This is a genomic window from Pseudoxanthomonas suwonensis 11-1, assembly GCF_000185965.1.
GTDB classification, from domain to species: Bacteria; Pseudomonadota; Gammaproteobacteria; order Xanthomonadales; family Xanthomonadaceae; genus Pseudoxanthomonas; species Pseudoxanthomonas suwonensis_A.
In genome coordinates this window covers 729,257-753,167 of sequence record NC_014924.1, presented here as the reverse complement: position 1 = coordinate 753,167, position 23,911 = coordinate 729,257, and the positions used below count along the sequence as shown (strand labels likewise).

The following is a 23,911-nucleotide window of genomic DNA, read 5'->3' as shown; positions in this document are numbered from 1 at the left end:
TCTTACAACCGATTTTTAACGCGCGCTGCGGTACGGCGACCATGCGGGTTCGCGCACGTCGCCATCAGCCAGGACCAGGCGCTGGCGCACCCGGGCATCGGCCGAAACTGCGTACAGCACTCCCCTTCCCCCCTCGCGCGCGGCGTAGATCAGCATGCTGCCGTTGGGGGCGAAACTCGGAGACTCGTCCAGCGAACCGGTCGAAATGGTGCTCCAGCGCGGGGACCCCAGGCTGGTGTCCATCATGGCGATCCGGTAGGTGTTGCCGGAGCCCTGGGCCATCGCGATCTTCTTGCCGTCATGGGAGACGGTGGCGGTGGCGTTGTAGTTGCCCTGGAAGGTCACGCGCGAGGCGGCGCCGCCGCTGGACGGGACCTGGTAGATCTGCGGGCGGCCGCCGCGGTCGGAGGTGAAGTAGATGGTCGAGCCGTCCGCGCTCCAGGTCGGCTCGGTGTCGATGCCGAAGTGGTTGGTCAGCTGGGTCAGCTGCTTGCTGCCCAGGTCCATCACGTAGATCTCGGGGTTGCCGCTGCGCGACAGCGACAGGGCCAGGCGGCGGCCGTCAGGCGAGAAGGACGGGGCGCTGTTGATGCCGCGGAAGCTGGAAACCAGCTCGCGGGCACCGGTGGCGATGTCCTGGATGTAGATCGAGGAATTGCCGCGTTCGAAGCTCACGTAGGCCAGCTTGCGGCCGTCCGGGCTCCAGGCCGGGGACAGCAGCGGCTCGGCCGAGCGCACCACTACCTGCGGGTTCCAGCCGTCCGAATCGGCCACCACCAGCGCGTAGCGCATGCCGGAGCCGCTGCCGTTGGCGGTGACGTAGGCGATGCGGGTCCAGAACGCGCCGCGCACGCCCAGGATCTTCTCGTAGATGGCATCGGCGATCTGGTGGGCCACGTCGCGCATGGCGCTGGCGCGGGCGGTCATGGCCAGCCCCAGCAGGCGCTCGCCGCGGCCCACGTCGAACAGTTCGTACTCGACCCGGTAGCCGCCTTCGCCGGCATCCAGGACGCGGCCGACCACCAGGTAGTCCTGGCGCAGCTGGCGCCAGGTCGGGTAGTTGATCTCGCCGCCGCGGGTGGGCCGCTCGACCATCTGCGCTTCCGGCAGGGTGCGGAACTGGCCGGAACGGGCCAGGTCGTCGCGCACCACCTTGGCCACGTCGGTCTGCGGGGCGCCGCCGCCGCCCTCGTAGGGCATGGGTACGACCGCGATCGGCAGGGCCGAGGCGTTGCCGCCGATGATGTCGATCTCCAGGCCCTGCTGCTGGGCCGCCGCCAGACCGGGGATCAGGAGACAGGCGAGCAGGAAGAACCAGCGCAACGATGCTTTCATGGGCAGGGACTTGGGCATGCGGGGGATCGGTAGGGATACCAGCGACGGCGTGAACATATTCGCAATCATGAACGAAAACCACGTGAACACCCGTTGACACCAACGGCCAGCCGCCCAGGACGGGGTTTCGTCCGACGAGCGGCAGCGGACAGTGGGACGGGGTCCGGGCCGGCCGCAAGGACCAGCGGCGGCCGGGGAAAGTTCCCGCCAGGCCGGGGGATCAGCGGTCGCGGGCCTCGAAGTTGAGGGTCAGGGTGCGCTGGAAGACGCTCTCGAAGCCGCGGTAGGGCAGCGGCTGGGCGCGCAGGACCGCCGCTTCCAGCGAGCGCTGGCCGGCCTCGTCATAGGGGCAACCCGGCTGGACCTTGACCTCGATCACCTCGCCGCCCGGCAGCTGGCGGATCTGCACCCGGCAGCGCTGGCCCAGCGGGACCGTCTCCGGACGCAGCCACTGGTTGACCACCGCCTGCTGGATGGCCGCCGCGTACTTGGCAGTCAGGTCCTCGCTGGTGCCACCCTGCCCCGGCGAACCCTGGCTGGGGGCCGGAGTGGCCGGTCGCTGCTGGGCCTGCTGCAGCTGGCGCAGCTTCTGCTCGGCCAGCTCGGCCTGGCGGGCAGCCTGCTCGCGCTGGCGGCGCAGCTCGGCCAGCTTCTTCTGGCGCTCGGCCTCCTCGGCCTGGGCCGCCAGCCGGCGCTGGTTCTCCGCCTCCTTCTGCCGCTGCTGCTCGGTCAGGTCGACCTGCTGCTGGCGGCGGCGCTCTTCCTGTTCCTTTTCGGCCTTTTCCCTGGCGATGGCATCGCGGCGGGCCTCGTCCTGGTCGACCGTGTCCGGCTGCGGGATGAAGTCCTGGGCCTTCTGCTGCGGGGCGACCGCGGCGTCCTGCGGGCGCGGCTCGGGCAGCGGCTGCGGCGGCGGGACGGTTTCCTCGGGGGCGGTCTCGGCGACAGGCTCGGGCAGCGGCTCGGGCTTGGGCGCTTCCTCGGCGCGGCGCTGGGCGGCGGCGATGTCGGACGCGCTCATTACCAGCGAAGCCTCGATCGCCGGGGACCCGGCCGCCGGTTCGACATGGCGCTGCGGCGACCACCACCAGGCCAGCCAGAACATGGCCGCGACCAGTACGTGCAGGACCAGGGCCAGCAGCAGCGGGCCGGTCAGGCCGCTGTCGCGGTCGTCGGGTCGGTGGTAGTAACCGTCGGCGTGCATGCTCACCTGGGTACCGGCCTCAGCGTCCGCCCGGCTGGCTCATGAGGCTGACGCGTGGCACGCCGGCCTGCTGGACCAGGACCATGGTGTCCATGACCTTCTGGTATTCCACGCCGCCGGGGGCGGCCACGAACACCGGCAGGTCCTTGTTCTGGGCTACGAAGGCCGCCAGCCGCGCGCTCAGCTCGGTGGCATCGATCGGCTCGGCCTTGCCGCCTTCCAGCGTCAGGAAATAGCGGCCCTCGGCATCGACCGTGACGATAACCGGGTCCTTCTTGCTGTCCACCGAGCGGGCGTTGGCCTTGGGCAGGTCCACGTCCACGCTCAGGCTCAGCAGCGGTGCGGTGACCATGAAGATGATCAGCAGCACCAGCATCACGTCGATGTAGGGGACGACGTTGATTTCGGACTTGAGCTTGCGGCGCTTGTGGCGTGCGAGGGTGCTCATGGCGTGCTCCAGGCCTGCGGGCGGCTCATTCGTCGGCGCCGGTCTGGCGCTGCAGGATCGAGCTGAACTCGTCGGCGAAGCTTTCGTAGCGCTGCGACAGGCGGTCGACGCGGCTGGTGTAGCGGTTGTAGGCCCACACCGCCGGAATCGCCACGAACAGGCCGATCGCGGTGGCGAACAGGGCCTCGGAGATGCCTGGCGCCACCGAGGCGATGCCGACCTGCTGGCCCTGGCTGACCATGTCGTGCATGGTCACCATGATGCCGAACACCGTGCCGACCAGGCCCACGTACGGGGCGGTCGAGCCGATGTTCGCCAGCAGCTCGAGGTTGCGCTCCAGCTGCCCGACCTCGCGCGAAAAGGCCACGCGCATGGCGCGCTGGGCGCCTTCGAGCTGGGCGCGACCGTCATGCCGGCGTTTGTCGCGCAGGCGGGTGAACTCGCGGAAGCCTGCCTCGAAGATCGCCTCCAGGCCGCCGACCACGCGGTTGCGGTCGGTCGCCGCGGCGTAGAGCTTGCCGAGGTCGGCGCCGGACCAGAACCGGTTCTCGAACTCGTCCGCCTCCTGGTCGGCGCGCTTGAAGCTGCCGAGCTTGCGGAAAATGATCACCCAGCTGATCAGCGAGCCGGCCAGCAGCAGCAGGACGATCAGCTTGACCGGCAGGCTGGCCCGCAGCATCAGGTCCAGGTAGTTGATGCCGCCATGGGCGACGGTGCTCGCCGCCTCGGTAGCCGCGGCTGCCGCATCCGGCGGCAGCGCTTCGACCACGGTGGCCAGCAGAGCCAGGCTCGATCCGATCATCCTTCGTTCCTCAATGGCATTGTCTTGTTGCGTGGTGCGCGGGTCGTGGCCGCCGCGCCGCGTGGCACGGTCACCCCGTGGGACCGGCCCGCAGCGTCCGGAGTTCCTCATAAAGCGCCGGGTCCATCGGGCAGGGCCGGAAATCGCCCGCCCGCAGCGACGCCACCTTGACCTCGGCCTCCAGCAGGACCTCCCCGCCGCGCAGGATGCGCTGCGAGAAGACCACGCTGGCGCGGCCAAGCCGGGCCACTTCCGCGGTCACCTCGAGCAGGTCATCCAGGCGCGCGGGGCGCAGGAAGTCCATCCGCATCGAGTGGACCGCGAATACCAGCCCGGCCGTCTGCAGGGCGTGCTGGCCCCGGCCCATCGCGCGCAGTGCGTCGCTGCGCGCGCGTTCCAGGAAGGCCACGTAGCGTGCGTGGTAGACCACGCCGCCAGCGTCGGTATCTTCCCAGTACACGCGTATCGGAATCCTGAACATCGGCAAGTGCAGGCAGCGTACAAGCCGTCAAGCATGAGCCTTCCGGTGCCGGAGGGCCAGCCCGCTGGTCCGGAAGGGCGGGGCGCACTTCCCCAAGGCACTTGCTAGCCACCGGAACCGATCGCCGATAGGCGATGGCTTGTGGCCGTCCATTTGCTGGCCATTGCCGTCCATTGCTGGCCACGCTGGGGCCGGCAGCTGTCTGCGTGCCGGCTGGTCTCATCGGCAAACTGCCAAGGCGGAAGGGCGGCTGCCGGCACCGGACGAGCACGCGACTGCCCTCCCCGGCCATGACGCGGGCGTTTCCAGAGGGAATGGTGGGAGAGGGGCGTGCGTGCCGGTGCGGCCCGCGGACTGTCGCCCGCTGGAGTCACCCGGGACGGCGGGTCACGACAAGCTCCGGGTTGACCCAATCGACCAGCGGGCCGGACCGCCCAGGCGCGGCGCGCGCCGCGGATTTCAGCTGTGCGGTCGTCCGGGCGGATGAGGGCGCACGCACTTACCCAATCCACCCCTGCCCAGGTAGCGGGTCGCGTCGCCGTCGCGCAGCTCCACCTCCTCCTTGGTACTGGTCGAGGCGCCCGACGACACCGCGGCGCGGCCGAAGCCTCCCTGTACCTGGGAGGCTGGTGCGGGCTCCGGCCGGAGCCTGGGGCACCCCGCCCCGGCCGTCCAGTTCCCTAGCTCCCCGCCTGGTGGCCGGGGCGGGCCGCTGGCCAATCCATGGCCCGCGACCCGCCCCACCGCCTTCCCCCGAAGCCTTCCCTGGCCCCGGTACGCCCGGGCCTAGACCCAGACGCAATCCCAGAGGGGGTAGTCGACCAGTTGCGTGGCCAGCCCGGCCTGGATGGGGGCGACCAGCATCCTTCTTGCCGCCGCGCGCGGCTCCTCGTCCGGGGCCAGCGCGGAGGCGACGAAGCCCGGTTCCCACAAAGGCCCGGCGCGGAACAGGGTCTTGTTGACCTGGACGGCGCTGCAGGACTTCATCCGGGCGACCACCTTCTCCAGCGGCATGCGCTCGCCCGGCTCGATCAGCCAGTAGACCCGATCCGGCAGCAGCACCCAGGCCAGCAGGCGGCTGTCGCCCAGTGCCAGCGGATCGCGGAAGGCGCGCACCGCGGTCCAGGCCACATGGAAGTCGGCGAAGCAGGCATAGCGCCCGCGGGTGACGACGGAGACGCGGAAGACCTGGCCCGCGGCCTCGGCGGGGGCATCCGCCGCCTGGTGCGGCTCGTTGGACTCGGGCGGGAAGATGGGCGTGTCCATGGACCCAGCGTGCCGCGTCCATGCGCCGGGAAACAGAGGAGAATTCCGGCACTTTTCGTAGGAAAAACACCTAGTTCCGGCTCGCGCGCCCCCGAGCAGTGACGGCCGTCACAAGGGAAGCGGAGCGGGGTCCCCAGGCTGCCTTCGCGGCAGTGATCGCCGAAAAGTACGGTGGAGGGCGGCGGAAGGACTGCAGGCAGGCCCGTGGGCCCGTGGGCCCGTGGGGCGGTGGGCGGTGGGCGGTGGGCGGTGGGGTCACGCAGGATAAAGGCCACGCCCTCTTGCTTAGCTGCTTGCCCAGATAGGTCATCAGGAGCGTGCCGGAGGGAGTCCGCCCCCAGCGGGCGCTTCCCTGAGGGGCCCGGGCAGAAGCATGCACCGCCGGCCACGCCGGCGACACGTTAGGACCACCGCTCAGTCCTTGGTGACGCGGTTGATCTCGGCCAGGCTGGTGATGCCTTCGCGGACCTTCTTCAGCGCCGACTTGCGCAGGTCGGCGATGCCGGCCTTCTCGGCGACCTCGGCGATCTGCATGGCATTGCCGCCGGACAGCACGATGGCCTGGATCTCCTCGCTCATCGGCATGACCTGGTAGATGCCGGTACGGCCCTTGTAGCCCTCGGTGCACTCGTCGCAGCCGACCGGCTCGTACACGGTGAACCCGGCATCGATCTCTTCCTCGGTGAAGCCTTCGGCCAGCAGCGCGTTGCGCGGCAGGTCGACCGCGCGCTTGCACTTGGTGCACAGGCGGCGTGCCAGGCGCTGGGCGATGACCAGGGTCACCGACGAGGTGATGTTGTAGGGCGCGATGCCCATGTTCATCAGGCGCGCGATTGTCTGCGGCGCGTCGTTGGTGTGCAGGGTCGACAGCACCATGTGGCCGGTCTGCGCGGCCTTGATCGCGATCTCGGCCGTTTCCAGGTCGCGGATTTCGCCGACCATGATCACGTCCGGGTCCTGGCGCAGGAAGCTGCGCAGGGCCGCGGCGAAGGTCATGCCGCGCTTGTTGTTCTGCTGCACCTGGTTCACGCCGGGCAGCCGGATTTCGACCGGGTCCTCGGCGGTGGAGATGTTGCGGGTCTCGTCGTTGAGGATGCCCAGCGCGGTGTACAGCGACACCGTCTTGCCGGAGCCGGTCGGGCCGGTGACCAGGACCATGCCGTAGGGCTTGTGGATCGCGTCCAGGAACAGCTTCTGCTGGTCCGGCTCGTAGCCGAGCTTGTCGATGCCCAGCTTGGCCGCGCTGCCGTCGAGGATACGCAGCACCACCTTCTCGCCGAACAGGGTCGGCAGGGTGCTGACGCGGAAGTCGATCTGCTTGGTCTTGGACAGGTTGAGCTTGATGCGGCCGTCCTGCGGCACGCGCTTCTCGGCGATGTCCAGCTGCGCCATGACCTTCAGGCGCGCGGCGATGCGCTGGTTGAGCTTCACCGGCGCCCGGGCCACGGTCTTGAGCAGGCCGTCGATGCGCAGGCGCACGCGGTAGTCGGTCTCGTAGGGCTCGAAGTGGATGTCCGAGGCGCCACGGCGGATCGCGTCCACCAGCACCTTGTTGACGAACTTGACCACCGGCGTGTCGTCGCCCTTGGCGTCGACGCCGGAGTCACCAGCCCCGTCCTCGTCGCCCGCACTGACTTCCAGCCCCTCCAGGCCCTCGTCGTCCTCGTCAAGGCCGCCCTCGAGCTGGGCATTGGCGTTCTGCCACTGCTCGAAGGTGCGGCGGATCTGTTCCTCGTCCACCAGGATCGGCTCGACGGCCAGGTTGGTGTGGAACTGGATTTCGGCCAGGGCGCCAGTCTGGGTGGGGCTGCTGACGCCCACGAACAGCTTGCTGCCGCGCTTGAACAGGGGCAGCAGGCGGTGCTTCTGCAGCAGCTCCTCGCTGACCAGCTTCATCGCGTTCTGGGAGGCGTCGAACGCGGTCACATCCAGCAGCGGGATGCCGAACTCGACCGAGTTGGCGGCCGCCAGCTGGGCCGGGCTGACCAGCTTCTTGTCGGCGATGAACTGGGCCAGCGGCACCTTGGCCTCGGCCGCCTGGGCCATGGCCGTCCGGGCCGCACCCTCGTCCATGGCGCCGTCCTGGACGAGACGGCGGGCAATGCCGGTGATACCGACAAGGTTGGCGGTGGTGGCGACGTTCATGTGCGGCTTCCCCTGGAACGGGGGGAAAGATAACGCAACGGGGGGCGCATGGGGACGAAAAAGGCCGCTTCGGCCAGCCCCGGCCAACCGGGCTTGCAGGCCGCGGGGGCTGCTTTGCATGATCCCCGGCGATCTTCTGGTCCGGATTCCCCGATGAGCCGCTGGAAAGCCGCCGCCCTCCACCTCCTGCTGAGCATCCTCGTCATCTCGTCCATCGCCATAGCGGCCCTGCTGCTGTGGTACCCGCACGGGCTTTGGCGGATCTCCGGACTGGACCGGCTGATGGCGATCATGCTGTTCATTGACGTGACTGCCGGGCCGCTGCTGACCCTCGCCATCTACCGCCATGGCAAGCCGGGCCTGCGCCTGGACCTGGCCGTGATCTCGACCGTGCAGTTGGCGTTCCTGGCGTATGGACTACATACCCTCTGGGTATCGCGACCGGTCTTCCTGGTCGCCAGCGACGTACGCCTGAACCTGGTCTTCGCCCACGAGATCGCCCCCCAGGACCTGGAACAGGGTGCCCGGCCGGAGTGGCGCCGCCTCTCCTTGACCGGCCCGGCCCTCGTGGGGGTCATGCCGCCAGCCTCACCCCAGGCCCGGAGCGAACTCCTCCAGATCTTCCTGGAGACCGGCCGCGACCAGCACGTCATGCCGGCCTGGTTCCAACCGTACGAGGAGGTCGCGCCGCTGATGCTGGCAAGGACCGTCGCCGGGCCGGGCGACACGGCCGGGCTCCGCGCGGTGCCGATCATGGCCCGTGGAGAGGAAGCCACCATGCTGGTCGACGCCCGCACCGGGATGCCGCGCAAGGTCGTCAGATGAGGGGCGCACGCGCGGAACTGATGGCCGGGTTCCGAATTCCGATCGGGACATTCGGCTAATATCCGGCTGCACATAGGCTTGGGGAGCCGACTTGTCCACCATCAGCATCATCCTGCCTGCGAAGAACGAGGCGGAGGGCCTTCGCAAGACCCTCCCCGCGTTGCGGGAACTCATGCCCGGGGCAGAACTCATCGTCGTCGACGATGGCTCCACGGATGCCACCGCCGAGGTCTCGCGGGCGCACGGCGCCATCGTCCTCGGCGCTCCGTATTCGATGGGCAACGGCGCGGCGATCAAGCGCGGCGCGCGCCACGCGACCGGCGAGATCCTGATCTTCATGGATGCCGACGGCCAGCATGACCCGGCCTCGATCCCGCGGCTGCTCGAGCGCATGGCCGAGGGCTACGACATGGTGGTCGGCGCGCGCGACTGGTCCGGCCAGGCCGGCGTGAGCCGTGGAATGGCGAACACGTTCTACAACTGGCTCGCCAGCAGGATGACGAACTTCGAGGTCAAGGACCTGACCTCCGGCTTCAGGGCCGTACGGGCATCGAAGTTCCGGGAGTTCCTGCACCTTCTGCCAAACGGGTTCTCCTATCCGACGACCAGCACCATGGCCTTCTTCCGCAGTGCCTATCCGGTGGCGTACGAACCCATCCCGGTGGCCAAGCGCATCGGCACCAGCCACATCCGCCCACTACGCGACGGTGTGCGCTTCCTGCTGATCATCTTCAAGATCGCCACGCTGTACTCGCCGCTCAAGCTGTTCGCCCCGGTCGCCGTGGCCTTCTTCCTGACCGGCATGAGCTATTACGGCTACACGTACTTCACCGCGCACCGGTTCACCAACATGAGCCTGCTGCTGTTCAGCGCATCGGTCATCATCTTCCTGATCGGGCTCATCTCCGAGCAGATCACCAACCTGACTTACCTGGCTGCGCGGCACGACGACCCGTGACTGGCGAGACGCCGACCGCGGCCAGGCCGCGGGCCATCCTGGTCACGCGCAACCTGCCGCCGCTGCGCGGCGGCATGGAGCGGCTCAACTGGCATGTCGCCATCGCCCTGTCCCGCCGCTTCGACCTGCTGGTGATCGGGCCACGCGGCTGCAGCGGGCACCTGCCACCCGGCATCCGCGTACGCGAGATTCCCGCGCAGGGTGCCGCGGGCTTCCTGCCGCGCGCGGCGGCAGCGGCATGGTCTGCCTCGTCCGAACCGGCGGAGCTGGTCCTGGCCGGCAGCGGATTGACCGCGCCGTTGGCGTACCTGGCCGGGCGCCGCAGCGGCGCGCGAAGCATGGCCTATGTCCACGGCCTGGACCTGGTCACCCGGCACCCGGTCTACCGGATGCTGTGGATGCCGTTCCTGCGCCGGCTCGGGCTTGCGATCGCCAATAGCGCCAATACCGCCAGCATCGCGCGCGGACTCGCCGTGGCCGGTGGCAATATCGCGGTAGTGCACCCAGGCACGCGCCTGCCTGGGGACGTACCCGGCGGTGGAGACTTCCGCCGGCGCTTCGCGCTCGGGGAAGGCCCGCTGCTGCTGAGCGTCGGACGGCTTACCGAGCGCAAGGGCATCGTTGAGTTCATCGAACGCTGCCTGCCGGCGATCGTGGCAGCACATCCCGGCGCCCGGCTCGTTCTGGTCGGCGACAACGCCCAGGACGCCCTGAACCGTTCGACCACCGATCCCCGTGCCCGGCTGGACGCGGCGATCACACGCGCAGGCATGGGAGCGCACGTGGCGATCCTCGGCCCCTGCGACGATGCCACGCTTTCACAAGCCTACGCGGGCTGCGACCTGCATGTGTTCCCGGTACGTTCGATCCCGGGCGATGTGGAAGGCTTCGGCATGGTCGCGATCGAGGCAGCCGCGCACGGCTTGCCGACCGTGGCCTTCGCAGCCGGCGGCGTGCCCGACGCGGTGAAGCCCGGCACCAGTGGCGTGCTGGTCGCCGAGGAGGACTATCAAGGATTCGCCCGCGAGGTATGCACGCTGCTGGCGGGCGACCCGACTCCACTGCGCGCCTCGGCGAAGGTGTTCGCGACCTCCTTCTCCTGGGAACGCTTCGACCGCCAGCTCCTCGACCTGCTCGACACACGGGAGCCGGCGCGGGCATGAAGATCGACAGGAAACGCCCCCTGCACTGGCTGCTGCTGGTCGGCTTCCTCGCACAGGCGATCCTGGGGCTGTTGCTGCGCCACCTGCGCAGGCGGCGCGCCGAAGATGTGGTGGTGCTCTACGGCCACAAGCTGAACGGCAACCTCTTCGCACTTCACGAGGAGTTGCGTCGCCGCGGTTCACCGCGCGCCGTGTTCCTGACCATGGATGGCGACTACCGCCGGCAGCTGCAGGCACAGGGTTTCGACAGCTGCCATGCCTGCAGCCCAGCCTGCGCCCGACTGCTCGCCACCGCCGGGGCCGTGGTCAGCGACCATGGCCTGCATTCCCTTGAACTCCTGCAACCCGCTTACCGACGCGCAAGGCTGGGCTTCTTCGACGTGTGGCATGGCATCCCGTTCAAGGGATTCGACGCCGACGACTTCCGCGTGCAGCACCGCTACGACGAAACCTGGGTGGCCTCTGGACTGTGCCGGCAACTGTACGTGGACCAGTTCGGCTTCGAACCGGCCAAGGTCGTGGCCACCGGCTATCCCCGCACCGACCGGCTGGTCACGGACGATGGCTCCGGCACGCGCCTGCGCGAGGAGCTCGGCATCAGCGACTCGTCCCGGGTCGTCCTGTTCGCGCCCACCTGGGCCCAGGACCAGAAGGGACGCAGCATCTATCCGTTCGGCCACACGGAAGCCGAGTTCCTCTCGCAGCTCGCCGCATTCGTGCGACAGCGCGATGCGACGCTCCTGGTCCGCAGCCACCTCAACAGCGGCGATGGCACGACGATCCGGCTCCCGGGCATGATCCAACTCCCCGGATCGCGCTACCCGGATACGGAAGGCATCCTGCTGGCCAGCGACGTACTGGTCTGCGACTGGTCGTCGATCGCCTTCGATTACCTGCTACTTGATCGGCCCACGCTGTTCCTCGACGTGCCTCCCCCGTTCCGCAAGGGATTCTCTCTGGGCCCCGAATATCGCTTCGGCCCCGTCATCCCCAGCCTCCCCGCGCTACTGGAAGCGCTGGGCACGGCCCTGGACGACGAAGAAGGCTACTGGCAGGCGTACAGGGCAAGCCACACCGATATCCGCGCCCGCGTCTACGGCCGGATCGCGGACGGCTCGGCCGCCCGGCGCTGCTCCGGGCGGCTGGCCGGGTACATGGAGCGGTCCGGCTAGAGCCGGATCTTCTCGATCAATGCGGTGGTGGAGATCGCCGGCGTCCGCTCGAAGTAGACCACCCTGCAGATATCCGAGAATTCGTCGAAGCGGCCACGCCAGTCGTCGCCCATGGCCAGCACGTCGGCCCGGTAACGCAGCAGGTAGTTGCGCTTGAGTTCCAGCGACTCCTCAAGGAACACCTCGCTGACGCAGCGCAATGCCCCGACCAGGCGCATCCGCTCGTGCTCCGGGAACACTGGTGCCCGCCCCTTCTTGGAGATGTTCAGCGCATCCGACGAGACGCCAACCACCAGGCGGTCGCCCAGCTCAGCAGCGCGCTCGAGGATGCGCAGGTGACCAAGGTGCAGCACGTCGAAGGTGCCGAAGGTCACGACGATCATTGAACCGCGGCTGCTATCCACGGCCAGACTCATTGTCCGGTCCCAACATCGCTGGAATTCGAGGCCCGCGGGAATAGTTCCCGGTAGAGCCGTTCCGCAGCAGATCCGCTGGCATGGCTGAAGACCGTGCGCCGGATCCGGTCGCGCTCGCCTGCTCCATATGATGGATCCATGATTGCCTTCCGCATCGCGGCCTCCAAGCCATCCAGGTCAAACACCTTCTCTCCGGGGGTGAATTCCCCGTACTCGAAGTACATGTCTCGTTCCTGACGAAGATACCTGTCAAGGTCATACGGGAAAAAGATCACCGGACGGTCCAGCATCAGGTAGTCGAAGAAGATCGACGAGTAGTCGGTTACGAGAAAGTCGGCATGGCACAGGAGCGGATAGATATCCGAATCGGGCGCGACGAACACTAGGCCATGGTGGTCCGTGGACCTGAGGTGACCGTGCATCCACGGGTGCAGCTTTACCAGCAGCAGCGTGCCGACTGCCATGGCGGCGGCGGATAGCCCTTCGAGATCCAGTTCCCCTTTCGCAAAAGGGTCGGCCAGCGAGTCCCGGAAGGTCGGCGCGTACACGCCAACGCTCCCACCGCGTTGGCGCTGGGCCGCTACGAGCGACGCGGCCCTCTGATCGACGTTTAGCATGCGCAGGGGGCTGCCGTCGAAAAAGGCATCATTACGCGGATATCCTGCGTGAGATACGGCTTCGTACAGGAACGAGCGACTGAATGCATGCTCCGTAACGAACGGTGAAGTACTAAGCAGCCAGCTGACCGGGCGCAGGCGTCCCGACGCCCTCAGGTACAGCTGATATGCCCACTCCAAGCCGAACCGTCGGCGCGCACGACCGCGGACACGGGCCAACTGTACGTGCTTCAGCGGAATTCCGTGCCAGAGCTGCACGATCCGGGCACCCTGCGATGCCGCGAACCGGAAGCCATCGGTCCAGTCCACGCTGTCCACCACGATCGTCCCGGCGCGCAACCAGAGTAGGAGCTCCGCCAAGGTACCCTTGCGGACCGCTTCGCGACCGTACCCTGCGATCAACTCCACGAGTTCGTCGCTGTGCGCGATGTATACCGTCCTGATTCCCGGCAGCGTCTCGGCGGAGCCCCCGCAGAACAGGTGTTTGCAGTTATCCAGGAATCGCCCGCCGTCCCGCCCGTAAAAAGCGACCAGGTCTTCACGGCGTCGAACCAGCCACGCCACCGGACGCAGCAGCGACCAGGCCACGCTACCCAAGAGCAGCAGTGCATTGGAGAGGGCGCGCCTCTGGATCACCTTCATAACTGACCAGCCGCTTCCCAGCCGACCATCTCCGGCCGCTCCCCAAGGCGCGTGTCGATCACAACCGTGCCGAAGTGCCTAGCACCTCGCTCCGATGGCGGAGGCGGCTGCATGTAGTCGGAACCGTAGAACAGCTCAAGGACAGCATGGGCATTCGCGGGGACCATGAACTCCACCCCTTCGAATGACGCCATGCGCAGTGGGAGAATGTCCATCTCACGGAAGATCCTCGTCCAGCGCACGTCGAACCCGTATCCGAGGCAGCCACCGGAATTGTGCGTGCGCCCCACGAAGGCGGCTTTGCAGAACCGACTGAAGAGGCGGATTGGCAGTTCCGGCGTCACTCCGGGGATGGGCGTGGAGAGCAGGCGGCTGGAGAATCTGTGGATCCTCCCAGCCGAACGCGTCGGCTGGTGGATCTTGAGCAGCTCCCGATAGGCCAACTTGGCCATGCGCTCCGTGAGCGCCATCAGTCCCCCTTCGTGAAAGTGATCGAAGGGGATGATGTCGATGAAGATCCCTTGCCCGGCATTGTCTTCGCTCTGTGTATCCATGATGCGGCTGTGCCGGTCCCGCACCCTGCAGGGAATGTTGTAGTGCCTCCCACTGCCTGCCGCGCCTGTCTCGACGAAGGCGTCGTCCGGCAGCAGGACAGGCGCAACTTCGAGGAAACGCAGGTAGTCCCTCCTTGGCATCCCGATATCGACATCGTCGTCCCACGGGATGAAGCCACCGTGCCGGATGGCCCCGAGCAGCGTGCCGCCGTCGAGCCAGTAGCGCAGCCCGTGGGTCCGGCATATCCAGTCAACCATTTTCAGGAGCCGGAGTTCGATCAGCTGCACCCTGCGCAGCGGGCTTGCGTCCGCGTTGCGTTCGTCGGGAAATTGCATGGCGCCTACTCAGGCTCGTGCACGCAACGCGCCTTGCTCATCGACCTGGAGGGCAAAGGCCTTGGCCAGTTCGAGATCGGCAGGAGTATCGACCTCCCTGAGGTCCAGCAACGCTGCATCAAGCGGGAGATGCTCCTCAAGCCGCTGGAAAACGTAACCTTCGGCACCATCCATCATGTCGGCGGGTCCAGCCACCACGTTGGCCCACTCGTAGGGGTGACCAGCATCCCGGGTAAATCTGGTGACCAGCATCCGCGATTCAGGTCCGTCCACGACGACATTGACTGGATTCTCGCTACGACTCGGCGCCACCGCGACCAGGCTCGGCACATCCGCCGCCTTGGCGATGAAGTGGCTCAAGGACCCAGGCTCGACGATCAGGTCGCCGTCCAGGAAGAGCACCTTGCCTGAAAGCCCCCTCGCTCCCATGGCCATGCTCTGGACCGTGTTGGTCGTCCGGAACTCCGGGTTGCGCACGATCACCACGTCCCGGTGAAGGGACGCACAAAGACCGATCACCAGGTCCTCGCGGTACCCCACCACTACACGGACTCCCTTGACGTGCGGCCGGAGGCTCTCGATCAAGCGCGAGAGGACGGTGCGACCGTTAATCTCCAGCATGGACTTGGGCAAACCATGGCCGAGCCGGGATCCAAGGCCAGCCGATGCGATTACAGCGTACTCAACAGGCTGCACAGCGCCTCCGCGTCATGGACAACAAATTCAGCCTCCGAGATGGCGGCCTGCGTCGGGCTGTGCACGCCCCCGAACGCGATTGCGATATCGGATTCCTTGAACATAGGTACATCATTCGAACCATCTCCGACCGAGATGATGCGATCAAATCCTGCAGTGCGCAGCCCCTTCACGGCATCACCCTTGTCCAGCACCCGCTCAAGAACCACGACGCCGTTGCGGGTCTTGGCGCGGGAAGTCACTCCTTGGCATCCAAGCCGACCGACGAGATGCCCGACCCACAAGTCGAGGTTGCCCGTGACCACGAAGCACTCGTCCGGGCGGGCGCGAATAAAAGCCTCAAGGGCCGGATCCAGATCGATGTCATCCACGATGGATCTGACGACATCCAGCGGGACCTGCCCGAGTATGGCCACGCGCAGACGGAGGGATTCGGCAAAGGTGATCCACCCCTCCATGGTGATGCGGGTCAACGTCGCAATTTCCTCGGACAAGCCCAGTTCCGCCGCGATCGAAGGCAGGATTTCGGTCGACGTGAGGGTACCGTCCAGGTCGAAGCAATAGGCGGTACGGCTCATGGACGCTCCATGACGAACCAGCGCTGGATGGTTTCCGCCCGATTGTTCAGCGCAGCCTCGTAGACGTCGCCGGCATCACTGACATGGAAGCCCCTGGTGCCTAGTTCATGGCCGATGCGACGGATCAGCTCCTCCTCGGTGCGATAGATGGCGTTGTAGGTCTGCTCCATCTCGTCCGAGTAGTGCTCGCTGATGGTCAACCTGTCCGCGATACCCACGGGCTCGCGCAACACTATCCTTGCCTGCGGCGCGCATACCTCCGCCATGCAGCGAAGCGCGCGATCCACTTCGTCGTCGTTGAGATAAATCATCACCCCGCAGCAGAGGATGACGTCAAAGGGCTCGCCAACGCCCAGCGACTCAAGCGAGTAGTCATCCGCGGACGCAACAGTGAAACCAACCCGAGGCCCGGGCGGGTGTCGCTGGCGTGCATACTCGACCAGTCCGGCACTGAAATCGATGCCGTGGTAGTACGCCACCGAGCTTGCAAGCTCGTCGGTCCAACGGCCTGTCCCGCTGCCGACGTCCAGCACCCGCTCGTGCCCAGCCAGCCGGAGAAGCGGGCGGATGCGGGCCTTTTCTGCCGCGTCCCGCCGTTCGGCGAGATCTGGATGCTTGTCCTGGTAAAGAACCGCCTTGAGTGCACCGACCTGCGAAAGCTTGCCAGCCCGCTCCTCGAAGAAGCGCTCGACGCTGCTGCGCTCTATCCGGGGCTCCGCCCCTTGGGCGCCCTTGCCGAAGATCCTCATGCCTGCGCTCCCCCAACTGCATCATTTCCCGACGTTCTGGTCCGGCCAACCTCGATCACCCGGTCGCACATTGCAAGCGAGCTTTCCTTGTGTGCAATGACCACCATGGTCCTCTTGCCCTTCAGGGCCCTGATTGACTCGTTGAGTGCCCGCTCGGTGTCGGCATCCAGCGCGCTTGTCGCTTCATCGAACAGCAGGATAGGCGGATCCCGGTAAAGCGCCCTGGCAATTCCGAGTCTTTGACGCTGCCCACCGGAAAGACGCACTCCCCGCTCTCCGACATATGTAGCGTAGCCCTGCGCAAGCTCGCCTGCCACGAACTCGTGTATCTGTGCTGCACGAGCCGCCTTCTCCACTGCCACCATGTCGATTTCGGCCTTGGGGACGCCGAAGGCAATGTTGGCCGCCACGCTGGCGTCTGCCAGGAAGATGTGCTGGGGGACATACCCAATTGAGCGCTGCCACGCCGGCACAGATGCATCATCGATGATGACGTCATCGACCATGAGCCGCCCTTCCGAGGGGCGAAGCAGGCCGAGAAGGATGTCCATCAAGGTGCTCTTGCCAGCACCACTGCGCCCGCAGATACCAACGGTCGAGCACGCCGGAATGACCAAATCGAACCCCTCGATCACCTTTTTCTCGGGAGCAGACGGATAGGCGAACGTGATTCCCACCAGGCGGATCTCGTGGCGTGGCTCCACCATTTCGACGGGATTCAAGACGCAGGGAAGGAGAGGCATCTCCAGCCCCAGGTCTGCGGAGAGCATCTCCAGAGCCGCAGAAGAGAACCGCAACTTGGCGAAGCCTCGGTAGATGATCTGCGCAGCCGGCAGCATGCGATAGGCGGCTATACCATACAGGCCAAGCGCAGGCAGAACCTCACCGACATTCTCCGCCCGTGCCAGCAGTAGCAGCGCCACGAGGATGAGGCACGAATACCCCACAGCCTCAACCAGGTAAAGCGGCGCCTGGCTCAGCGTGTCGTTGGACGCAAGGTGTCGCGAGAAGGTCCGTGATGCGTGCCGGAAGCGCGACATGTAAGCGCCAGCCGAGTTGGTCACCTTGACGTCCTTGATGCCACCCAGCGCCTCATTGCAGGCCTGGTAACGCTCCCGGTTGGCAGCGATACGCTCTGCACCGATGCGTCCCAGTCGCTTCCGCACGAGTGAGTAGATGACGGCATACAGGGCGCCGACGGTACCCAGCAAGACCAGCGCCATCAGCGGGTCATAACAAAGGATCAGCGTGACCATTGCCATCACCACGACCAGCTGCGCGACCATCTGCGCCAGAGGCTGGATCAGGTTGGAAAGGATCTGGTCGGTTTCGGACAGGATTGCTTTCGAAAGATCCGATGAATTGCGCGCAAGGAAGAAGGCATAGGGTTGCTGCAAATAGGTCGCCAGCAGGCGCATGCTGATGGAATGCCGCTGCAGGTGAACGAAACGGTTGAGGACGTGCTGGGTCGTCACCTTGAGCGCGGAAGATGCAAGGACGAATACGACAGAGAAGATGCCGAGCGCAACCGTGAACTGGCGCGCGCCCTGGAATCCAAACTCGCGATAGGCCGCGGCGATCAGTGGGTTCCGCTGCACCACCCCTGGATCCCCCAGCACGCTCAGGAATGGAAGGATCGACAGCACGCCTGCCGCCTCCACCAGTGCCATCAGGACCACCAGGACCAATAGCCCGACAGCACGTCGCCGGCTGTCCGGTGTGAACAGCGTCCAGACCTTGCGAAGGTCATCGAGCATGATCATCGGCGTCAACGCCCCCTGGCTGGTCGTCACCCCCTGGCAGCTTCCATGAGCTGCGGAGCCGCTCCACCTCGACGATCGCCTCGCGCAGGCTCCCCAGGGTCACGCCCCACGCGCGACGCGACAGCCCGTCGGGCGATCTCGCCAGCGCATGCTCGATCCAGGCGATGGCCTCATCATTGCGCCCCTGGGCGAACAGCAACCTCGCGACGACCTGCGCACCGGACAGGCTCGGATAATCATCGAAGGCTTGCCGCAGATAGCCCAGGCGCGCTTCGTTATCGCCCTGGACCAGCGCTATCGCGGCCAGTTCGTGGTCGACATGGTGCCTGACCCGAGGCATGTGCTGGATGCGCGGGTTCTCCATCAGTGCAAGGAGCAGCGCCTTGTAGCGCTCCAGCTCGATGCCCTGGCATTTGCCGGCGCGGATCGCGCCTCCAAGCCGCCCGATCGTCCCCGCGACGCCCGCCGGATTGCGAAGCTCCGGCACTTCTACGATCAGCCGCTCGAGGCGCTCGCCGAGGGCAGCCCCCGTCCCGGTCCTGCAGGAAGAGTCCAGTGCCTGCATGCCGATATCGATGCGTCCGGTGTGGGCGCTGGAGAAGCGATCGAGCACGGCGATCGATGCGTCATCGAAGTCGTACTGGCGGTAAAGCCAGGAGAGATGCTGGGCGGCGCGCCCGGAAGATGGGTGCGCCTGGTACCACATCTCCCCGGCAAGCAACCGGTTGCCCCATAGAGAGGTGGTCTGCTGGAGCATGATGACGTGGTAGGCCCCCATGACCAGGACCACGACCGCCACGACGGCCTTGGAGGAGGCGTTTCGCAAGGCTGTGTCGACCGCTACTACCACCAGCCCGGCAATGCCCAGCGCCGCGACGTAGTTGCGGTGTTCGAAATAGAGTTCCAGCGGGATGACCGTGGACTCCATCATATGTGCAGCAAGGTAGAACGCGAGCGCGAAGAAGGCCCAGCGCCAGGCAGCACTGCCGCGTCGGGCCATGCGCCAGGTCGCGACCAGCAGGATGACGAAGGCAAGCACTGCCAGCCACGGCAGCACCGACTTCCAGTTCCAGATCGCATGGCCGTCATGGAACGGACCCAGCAGGGCGGCCCGCGGGATGAAGATGTGCCGCAGGTATTCCCACAGGATCACTGCTTCGCTGGCGAGACGTTCGGCCAGGCTGAACTCACGGTCGTAGGTGTAGCGGACCTGCATCCGGCTCCAGGTGTCCCACAGCCGCCATGCCAGCGCCGCGGGAACAGCCAGGAAGGAAATACGCATGCCCCAGCGCCAGAGCCGCCAGGGTCCGGGCGCTGCCAGGTTCGGGAGCAGCAGCCATTCCACCAGCGGCACGAAGGCGAGCAGCAGCAGGCCGTTTTCCTTGGTGAGGTAGGCCAGCGCCATCCCGGTGCCGCAGACCAGCCCCAGGATGAGGATCGGCACCACGGTCCCGCGCCCGGCCAGGCGCACGCGCAGGTGGACGTAGGCCACCAGCGTCGCCATGACGAAGAAGCCGGACATCACCGTCATGCGCTGGACCGGCATGAGGATGCCGCTGGCATGAATGGGCATCAGCAGCCAGACCGCGGCAGCGGCGGCGGCGAGCGTCATCGCCCGTTCCTGCAGCCGCTCATGCTGGCGAAGCACGGCCAGGAAGAACATGAAGACCAGGGCTCCGGTCATCATGTGCCACACCAGCGTGTGGCGGACGAGGGCCCAGGGATCCCCAGGCCAGTACGCGTAATCGGCGAGGAAGCTCGCAAGGGCGAGGGGCCGCCCACCAGGTCCGGCGATGCCGCCGAAAACGAATCCGACCAGGCCATCCTGCGTACTGGCCCTTGTAAGGCCACGCAGGTTGATCAGGTCATCAAACTGCCACGTCAGACCACGCGCCTGCCCGTAGAGGAACCAGGCCAGCAGGCCCACCAGCAGGAGGATGCAGCCCGCAACGGCCTGCGGGCCGGGCGGATGTCGGAGGATTCTCAATGGTGCCCCGGTGTGTCTTTGCCGCGGTGGGCGACGTCCCAAAGCATAGGGGACGCTGCTGCAAAAAAAGAAGCCCGGGAAATCCCGGGCTTCTTCTAGGCGATCGAGGGATCGCTTATCAGCGGAACGCCGACGGACGCCACTTCTCCGGGAAGTCGCAGGTGCCGGCCCAGACCACGCTGCCACCGCCGTCGCGCGGGGTGATCGAGCACTCCTGGCCGGAGATCTTCTGGTTGACGTTGTTGCCGTAGGTGGCGGTGATGACGCCGTCATCGCCAACTTCAACCTGGGTCACGTAGGTACCGGTGATCGAGCCGGCCTGCGGAACGCCAGCCGAACCGTTGCTGTCCGGGAAACGGCCCTTGTCGGACCAGAACTCGGTCACGCCGGCCTTGGCACCGGCCATCAGGGTGGCGCCTTCGGAAACCTGCGAACGGATGGTGTAGTCCTGATACGCCGGCAGCGCGATGGCGGCCAGGATGGCGATGATCGCGACGACGATCATCAGTTCGATCAGGGTAAAGCCCTGCTGCTTCTTCATTTTCATTCCCCTAGAGCGGTTGTTTGGAAAGGGACTCGCTTCCCTCAGGAACCCTTGCCCCTTGCCGGAACACGGGTGCGCGGTTTCCCGCGTTGCCCGTCTGTCGCAGGTTGCGTGCCAACTTCCCCACGCCCCCCCTGCAGGCACATGGTAGCAATCTTGATTCGCGGGGACATACCGCCCAGCGTGATCCACGGCACATACCTGCGACGGCACATGGAGGGCAAAAACTGACGTATCGCGTCACCGCCACCCCAAACCGGTACCGGAAAGCCACCCTTCCCGGGCACCCAGCCCCACCCCCTTGTTGGCGAGATGCCGAAGCGGGCATTACCGGATACCATGCGACCCATATGCCGGCGTGGGGATGCCGGCTGGGGAGAACCGCATGTCCGCCACCCGCAATGCCGTCAGGAAGCCCGTGCCCGTAAAGCGGGGCACCAGTGAGTTCGCGCCGTTTGTCTGGGAGGGAACCGACAAGCGTGGCGTAAAGATGAAGGGCGAGCAGTCGGCCAAGAACGCCAACCTTCTCCGGGCCGAGCTGCGCCGCCAGGGCATCACGCCCACCGTGGTCAAGCCCAAGCCCAAGCCGCTTTTCGGCCAGGCCGGCTCGGCGGTAACACCCAAGGACATCGCGTTCTTCAGCCGCCAGATGGCGACGATGATGAAGTCCGGCGTGCCGATCGTGGGCGCGCTGGAGATCATCGCCGGCGGCCACAAGAACCCGCGCATGCGCAACATGATCGACACGATCCGCACCGACATCGAGGGTGGTTCGTCGCTGTACGAGGCGATCAGCAGGCACCCTGTCCAGTTCGACGAGCTGTACCGCAACCTGGTCCGCGCCGGCGAGAGCGCCGGCGTGCTGGAAACGGTGCTGGACACGATCGCCACCTACAAGGAAAACATCGAATCCCTCAAGGGCAAGATCAAGAAGGCGCTGTTCTACCCCGCGATGACCATCGCCGTGGCGATCATCGTCAGCGCGATCCTGCTGATCTTCGTCATCCCCCAGTTCGAGGAAGTATTCCAGGGCTTCGGTGCAGACCTGCCGGCCTTCACCAAGATGATCGTGGCCGCATCGAACTTCATGGTCTCCTACTGGTGGATCATGCTGTTCGCCGGCGCAGGCTCGATCTTCGGCTTCATCTTCTTCTACAAGCGCTCGCCCCCGTTCCAGCACTTCCTGGACAGGGTGATCCTCAAGGTGCCGGTGCTCGGCCAGATCATCGACAACAGCGCCATCGCCCGCTTCGCCCGTACCACAGCGGTGACCTTCCGCGCCGGCGTCCCGCTGGTGGAAGCGCTCGAGTCGGTGGCCGGCGCGACCGGCAACTCGGTCTACGAGAAGGCCGTGCTGCGCATCCGCGACGATGTCGCGGTGGGCTACCCGATGAACCTGGCAATGAAGCAGACCAACCTGTTCCCGCACATGGTCATCCAGATGGCGGCCATCGGCGAGGAAGCCGGTGCGCTGGACACCATGCTGCAGAAGGTTGCCGAGTACTACGAGCAGGAAGTCAACAACGCGGTCGATGCGCTGAGCAGCCTGATCGAGCCTCTGATCATGGTGATCCTGGGCGTCCTGGTGGGCGGCATGGTGATCGGCATGTACCTCCCGATCTTCAAACTGGCATCGGTCGTTTAAGGCACAATCCGCAACATGGCGTTCCTGGACCAACAGCCCCTCCTGGGTTATCCGCTCATTGCCGGCGTGGGGCTGGCGGTCGGCAGCTTCCTAAACGTGGTGATCCTGCGCCTGCCGCGTCGGCTGGAGTGGGAATGGAAGCGCGACGCGCGCGAGGTGCTCGGCGAGCCCGAGATCTACGACCCGCCCCCGCCGGGCGTGGTCGTGGAGCCGTCGCACGACCCGGTCACCGGTGACCGGCTCAAGTGGTGGGAGAACATCCCGGTCCTGAGCTGGCTGATGCTGCGCGGCCGATCCCGCTACAGCGGCCAGCGCATCTCGATCCAGTACCCGCTGGTTGAACTGCTGACCGGCCTGCTCACCGTGGCCTGCGCCTGGCGCTTCGGCTTCGGCTGGCAGGGCTTCGGCGCGATGCTGCTGACCTGGTACCTGGTAGCGCTGTCCGGGATCGACCTGCGCACCCGGCTGCTGCCCGACCAGCTCACCTTGCCACTGATGTGGCTGGGCCTGATCGCCAGCCTCGACAATCTGTACATGCCGGCCAAGCCGGCCCTGCTCGGCGCGGTGGCCGGCTACGTCTCGCTGTGGAGCGTGTGGTGGCTGTTCAAGCAGCTCACCGGCAAGGAAGGCATGGGCCATGGCGACTTCAAGCTGCTGGCGGCGCTGGGCGCCTGGTGCGGCCTGAAGGGCATCCTGCCGATCATCCTGCTGTCCTCGGTGGTCGGCGCGGTCATCGGCAGCGTGTGGCTGGCCTACAAGGGCCGCGACCGCGCGACGCCGATCCCGTTCGGCCCGTACCTGGCGATCGCCGGCTGGATCTTCTTCTTCTGGGGCGACTCGCTGCTCGGCGCCTACAGGAGCTACGCCGGGCTCGGCTGAGCCCGGCCCCGCGGGGGATCGGGAAGCTACCCCCCCCCCTGCCGCCACCACGTCCCCGCATCCCCATGTCCGCATGAGCAACCTGATCATCGGCCTGACCGGCGGCGTGGCCTCCGGCAAGAGCGAGCTGACCCGGCGCTTCGAGGCGCTGGGCGTGCACGTGGCCGATGCCGACGTGGTCGCACGCGAAGTGGTGGCCCCCGGCCAGCCGGCCCTGGCAGCGATCGTGCGCGAGTTCGGGGCCGGGGTCCTGCAGGCCGACGGGCAGCTCGACCGGCGCCAGCTGCGCGAGCGTATCTTCGCCGACCCCGCAGCGCGCCAGGCTCTGGAGGCGATCACCCATCCGGCCATCCGCGCCTCGCTGGAACGCCAGTGCCGCGAGGCCCCGGGCCCCTATGCGATCGCGGCGGTTCCGCTGCTGGCCGAGGCGGGCGGGCGCGCGGGCTATCCCTGGCTGGACCGGATCCTGGTGGTCGATGCTCCCGAAGCCATCCAGCACGCCCGCCTGGTCCGCCGCGATGGTACGGACGACCAGCTGGCCCGGCGGATGATCGAGGCCCAGGCCTCGCGCGCGGAACGCCTGGCGATCGCCGACGACGTGGTGGCCAACGACGGCGATCCTTCGCACCTGGACGCGATGGTGGCGCAGCTGCACGCCGACTACATCGCGCTGGCCGCGGCCCACCGCCCGGGCTAGATCGTCCCC

General features: G+C 66.7%; 24 protein-coding genes. 7 read left to right on the top strand and 17 right to left on the bottom strand.

What is annotated here, in order from left to right:
• Positions 1 to 15: 15 nt before the first annotated feature.
• The 8 genes from tolB to pilB form a co-directional block, all read right to left on the bottom strand.
• Entirely contained in the window at positions 16 to 1,335 is a 1,320-nt protein-coding gene (tolB, locus tag PSESU_RS03345) for a Tol-Pal system beta propeller repeat protein TolB (RefSeq protein ID WP_041763808.1), read from the bottom strand.
• A 220-nt stretch (positions 1,336 to 1,555) separates the two neighbouring features.
• Positions 1,556 to 2,539, bottom strand: coding sequence for a cell envelope integrity protein TolA (locus PSESU_RS03340; RefSeq protein WP_013534358.1), 984 nt, complete (start codon positions 2,537 to 2,539; stop codon positions 1,556 to 1,558).
• Positions 2,540 to 2,558: 19 nt separating this feature from the next.
• Entirely contained in the window at positions 2,559 to 2,987 is a 429-nt protein-coding gene (gene tolR / locus PSESU_RS03335; RefSeq protein WP_013534357.1) for a protein TolR, read from the bottom strand.
• A gap of 25 nt (positions 2,988 to 3,012) precedes the next feature.
• Entirely contained in the window at positions 3,013 to 3,789 is a 777-nt protein-coding gene (gene tolQ, locus PSESU_RS03330; RefSeq protein ID WP_013534356.1) for a protein TolQ, read from the bottom strand.
• 70 nt (positions 3,790 to 3,859) lie between these two features.
• A complete protein-coding gene (gene ybgC / locus PSESU_RS03325; RefSeq protein WP_013534355.1) occupies positions 3,860 to 4,270 on the bottom strand; it encodes a tol-pal system-associated acyl-CoA thioesterase in 411 nt (136 codons plus the stop codon).
• Between the two features lie 459 nt (positions 4,271 to 4,729).
• Positions 4,730 to 5,014: a hypothetical protein gene (locus PSESU_RS16580; protein WP_324603281.1), complete on the bottom strand. Its 285-nt coding sequence runs from the start codon at positions 5,012 to 5,014 to the stop codon at positions 4,730 to 4,732.
• Between the two features lie 42 nt (positions 5,015 to 5,056).
• Positions 5,057 to 5,536: a transposase gene (locus tag PSESU_RS03320; RefSeq protein ID WP_013534354.1), complete on the bottom strand. Its 480-nt coding sequence runs from the start codon at positions 5,534 to 5,536 to the stop codon at positions 5,057 to 5,059.
• A gap of 414 nt (positions 5,537 to 5,950) precedes the next feature.
• The gene (pilB, locus tag PSESU_RS03315; RefSeq protein WP_013534353.1) at positions 5,951 to 7,681 is read right to left on the bottom strand and encodes a type IV-A pilus assembly ATPase PilB; all 1,731 of its coding nucleotides are present in this window, start codon (positions 7,679 to 7,681) and stop codon (positions 5,951 to 5,953) included.
• Between the two features lie 153 nt (positions 7,682 to 7,834).
• On the opposite strand from pilB, the gene PSESU_RS03310 reads away from it, so the two are divergent.
• The 4 genes from PSESU_RS03310 (at position 7,835) to PSESU_RS03295 (ending at position 11,799) form a co-directional block, all read left to right on the top strand.
• Complete coding sequence (locus PSESU_RS03310) at positions 7,835 to 8,506, top strand: hypothetical protein (RefSeq protein WP_013534352.1); 672 nt, start codon at positions 7,835 to 7,837, stop codon at positions 8,504 to 8,506.
• A gap of 91 nt (positions 8,507 to 8,597) precedes the next feature.
• Positions 8,598 to 9,464: a glycosyltransferase family 2 protein gene (locus PSESU_RS03305; protein WP_013534351.1), complete on the top strand. Its 867-nt coding sequence runs from the start codon at positions 8,598 to 8,600 to the stop codon at positions 9,462 to 9,464.
• 74 nt (positions 9,465 to 9,538) lie between these two features.
• Complete coding sequence (locus PSESU_RS03300) at positions 9,539 to 10,627, top strand: glycosyltransferase family 4 protein (RefSeq protein ID WP_081459335.1); 1,089 nt, start codon at positions 9,539 to 9,541, stop codon at positions 10,625 to 10,627.
• Positions 10,624 to 11,799, top strand: coding sequence for a CDP-glycerol--glycerophosphate glycerophosphotransferase (locus PSESU_RS03295; RefSeq protein ID WP_013534349.1), 1,176 nt, complete (start codon positions 10,624 to 10,626; stop codon positions 11,797 to 11,799). Before PSESU_RS03300 ends, PSESU_RS03295 begins: the two co-directional genes overlap by 4 nt.
• Here the strand turns inward: PSESU_RS03295 and PSESU_RS03290 are convergent.
• The 9 genes from PSESU_RS03290 to PSESU_RS03250 form a co-directional block, all read right to left on the bottom strand.
• Positions 11,796 to 12,182 (bottom strand): adenylyltransferase/cytidyltransferase family protein, encoded by a 387-nt coding sequence (locus PSESU_RS03290; protein ID WP_041763803.1) that lies wholly within the window; start codon positions 12,180 to 12,182, stop codon positions 11,796 to 11,798. The two genes, PSESU_RS03295 and PSESU_RS03290, sit on opposite strands and share 4 nt — an antisense overlap.
• Positions 12,183 to 12,211: 29 nt before the next feature.
• Positions 12,212 to 13,474 (bottom strand): CDP-glycerol--poly(glycerophosphate) glycerophosphotransferase, encoded by a 1,263-nt coding sequence (locus PSESU_RS03285; RefSeq protein ID WP_013534347.1) that lies wholly within the window; start codon positions 13,472 to 13,474, stop codon positions 12,212 to 12,214.
• On the bottom strand, positions 13,471 to 14,364 hold the full coding sequence (locus PSESU_RS03280) for a LicD family protein (protein ID WP_013534346.1): 894 nt from the start codon (positions 14,362 to 14,364) through the stop codon (positions 13,471 to 13,473). The genes PSESU_RS03285 and PSESU_RS03280 overlap by 4 nt, the downstream gene beginning before the upstream one ends.
• A gap of 9 nt (positions 14,365 to 14,373) precedes the next feature.
• Positions 14,374 to 14,985, bottom strand: a complete 612-nt coding sequence (locus tag PSESU_RS03275; RefSeq protein WP_013534345.1) for an NTP transferase domain-containing protein — start codon at positions 14,983 to 14,985, stop codon at positions 14,374 to 14,376.
• Between the two features lie 50 nt (positions 14,986 to 15,035).
• A complete protein-coding gene (locus PSESU_RS03270) occupies positions 15,036 to 15,638 on the bottom strand; it encodes an HAD-IB family phosphatase (protein ID WP_013534344.1) in 603 nt (200 codons plus the stop codon).
• Positions 15,635 to 16,387, bottom strand: coding sequence for a class I SAM-dependent methyltransferase (locus tag PSESU_RS03265; protein ID WP_013534343.1), 753 nt, complete (start codon positions 16,385 to 16,387; stop codon positions 15,635 to 15,637). The genes PSESU_RS03270 and PSESU_RS03265 overlap by 4 nt, the downstream gene beginning before the upstream one ends.
• Positions 16,384 to 18,180: an ABC transporter ATP-binding protein gene (locus tag PSESU_RS03260; protein WP_233275249.1), complete on the bottom strand. Its 1,797-nt coding sequence runs from the start codon at positions 18,178 to 18,180 to the stop codon at positions 16,384 to 16,386. Before PSESU_RS03260 ends, PSESU_RS03265 begins: the two co-directional genes overlap by 4 nt.
• A complete protein-coding gene (locus PSESU_RS03255; RefSeq protein ID WP_041763800.1) occupies positions 18,134 to 20,077 on the bottom strand; it encodes a tetratricopeptide repeat protein in 1,944 nt (647 codons plus the stop codon). Before PSESU_RS03255 ends, PSESU_RS03260 begins: the two co-directional genes overlap by 47 nt.
• Before the next feature lie 178 nt (positions 20,078 to 20,255).
• The gene (locus PSESU_RS03250) at positions 20,256 to 20,678 is read right to left on the bottom strand and encodes a pilin (RefSeq protein WP_013534340.1); all 423 of its coding nucleotides are present in this window, start codon (positions 20,676 to 20,678) and stop codon (positions 20,256 to 20,258) included.
• A gap of 388 nt (positions 20,679 to 21,066) precedes the next feature.
• Between PSESU_RS03250 and PSESU_RS03245 the strand changes: the two genes are divergently transcribed.
• From PSESU_RS03245 to coaE, 3 genes are all read left to right on the top strand, one after another.
• Complete coding sequence (locus PSESU_RS03245; RefSeq protein WP_013534339.1) at positions 21,067 to 22,326, top strand: type II secretion system F family protein; 1,260 nt, start codon at positions 21,067 to 21,069, stop codon at positions 22,324 to 22,326.
• 15 nt (positions 22,327 to 22,341) lie between these two features.
• Positions 22,342 to 23,205 (top strand): prepilin peptidase, encoded by an 864-nt coding sequence (locus PSESU_RS03240; RefSeq protein ID WP_013534338.1) that lies wholly within the window; start codon positions 22,342 to 22,344, stop codon positions 23,203 to 23,205.
• Positions 23,206 to 23,278: 73 nt separating this feature from the next.
• Positions 23,279 to 23,902 (top strand): dephospho-CoA kinase, encoded by a 624-nt coding sequence (gene coaE / locus PSESU_RS03235; protein WP_013534337.1) that lies wholly within the window; start codon positions 23,279 to 23,281, stop codon positions 23,900 to 23,902.
• Positions 23,903 to 23,911: the final 9 nt, after the last annotated feature.

Excerpts from the sequence above, each read along its gene's own strand:
- tolB (WP_041763808.1), bottom strand. The coding sequence starts at position 1,335 with ATGAAAGCATCGTTGCGCTGGTTCTTCCTGCTCGCCTGTCTCCTGATC.
- PSESU_RS03340 (WP_013534358.1), bottom strand. The coding sequence starts at position 2,539 with ATGCACGCCGACGGTTACTACCACCGACCCGACGACCGCGACAGCGGC.
- tolR (WP_013534357.1), bottom strand. The coding sequence starts at position 2,987 with ATGAGCACCCTCGCACGCCACAAGCGCCGCAAGCTCAAGTCCGAAATC.
- tolQ (WP_013534356.1), bottom strand. The coding sequence starts at position 3,789 with ATGATCGGATCGAGCCTGGCTCTGCTGGCCACCGTGGTCGAAGCGCTG.
- ybgC (WP_013534355.1), bottom strand. The coding sequence starts at position 4,270 with ATGTTCAGGATTCCGATACGCGTGTACTGGGAAGATACCGACGCTGGC.
- PSESU_RS03320 (WP_013534354.1), bottom strand. The coding sequence starts at position 5,536 with ATGGACACGCCCATCTTCCCGCCCGAGTCCAACGAGCCGCACCAGGCG.
- pilB (WP_013534353.1), bottom strand. The coding sequence starts at position 7,681 with ATGAACGTCGCCACCACCGCCAACCTTGTCGGTATCACCGGCATTGCC.
- PSESU_RS03310 (WP_013534352.1), top strand. The coding sequence starts at position 7,835 with ATGAGCCGCTGGAAAGCCGCCGCCCTCCACCTCCTGCTGAGCATCCTC.
- PSESU_RS03300 (WP_081459335.1), top strand. The coding sequence starts at position 9,539 with ATGGAGCGGCTCAACTGGCATGTCGCCATCGCCCTGTCCCGCCGCTTC.
- PSESU_RS03295 (WP_013534349.1), top strand. The coding sequence starts at position 10,624 with ATGAAGATCGACAGGAAACGCCCCCTGCACTGGCTGCTGCTGGTCGGC.
- PSESU_RS03290 (WP_041763803.1), bottom strand. The coding sequence starts at position 12,182 with ATGATCGTCGTGACCTTCGGCACCTTCGACGTGCTGCACCTTGGTCAC.
- PSESU_RS03285 (WP_013534347.1), bottom strand. The coding sequence starts at position 13,474 with ATGAAGGTGATCCAGAGGCGCGCCCTCTCCAATGCACTGCTGCTCTTG.
- PSESU_RS03280 (WP_013534346.1), bottom strand. The coding sequence starts at position 14,364 with ATGCAATTTCCCGACGAACGCAACGCGGACGCAAGCCCGCTGCGCAGG.
- PSESU_RS03275 (WP_013534345.1), bottom strand. The coding sequence starts at position 14,985 with ATGCTGGAGATTAACGGTCGCACCGTCCTCTCGCGCTTGATCGAGAGC.
- PSESU_RS03270 (WP_013534344.1), bottom strand. The coding sequence starts at position 15,638 with ATGAGCCGTACCGCCTATTGCTTCGACCTGGACGGTACCCTCACGTCG.
- PSESU_RS03265 (WP_013534343.1), bottom strand. The coding sequence starts at position 16,387 with ATGAGGATCTTCGGCAAGGGCGCCCAAGGGGCGGAGCCCCGGATAGAG.
- PSESU_RS03250 (WP_013534340.1), bottom strand. The coding sequence starts at position 20,678 with ATGAAGAAGCAGCAGGGCTTTACCCTGATCGAACTGATGATCGTCGTC.
- PSESU_RS03245 (WP_013534339.1), top strand. The coding sequence starts at position 21,067 with ATGTCCGCCACCCGCAATGCCGTCAGGAAGCCCGTGCCCGTAAAGCGG.
- PSESU_RS03240 (WP_013534338.1), top strand. The coding sequence starts at position 22,342 with ATGGCGTTCCTGGACCAACAGCCCCTCCTGGGTTATCCGCTCATTGCC.
- coaE (WP_013534337.1), top strand. The coding sequence starts at position 23,279 with ATGAGCAACCTGATCATCGGCCTGACCGGCGGCGTGGCCTCCGGCAAG.